1 protein-coding gene is annotated in these 278 nt (G+C 46.4%); it reads right to left on the bottom strand.

Annotation, left to right across the window (positions count from 1 at the left end):
- Window positions 1-275 (bottom strand): phosphoribosylaminoimidazolesuccinocarboxamide synthase (locus tag ACTHS3_RS17770; RefSeq protein WP_440368741.1); only part of this gene is annotated, 275 nt, incomplete at its 3' end.
- Window positions 276-278: the final 3 nt, after the last annotated feature.

Genomic DNA, 278 nt, shown 5'->3' with positions numbered 1-278 from the left:
TTCCAACCGCTGCCCGCCAGATAACCGCGCACAATAGCCTCCACTTTCACCGGAGTGAGTTTTTTAGCCACGACGGCGCGTTTCTCCAAAGCTTTGGCTTCGTTTTCAGGCAAAACATCGTAAACCGTTTGGCCAGTAAAATGGTTAGGCATGATATGAGCCAGTTTTTTAAACCAAAAATTGGAAATCTGCGTCAGAATCTCTCCTTTACCCGGAATCGGATCATCTAAAATCACATCGAATGCAGACAGACGGTCGGAAGCAACCATCAACATACA

The sequence above is a fragment of the Neisseria sp. P0009.S007 genome (assembly GCF_051962515.1).
This window is presented reverse-complemented; position numbering and strand designations above follow the sequence as displayed.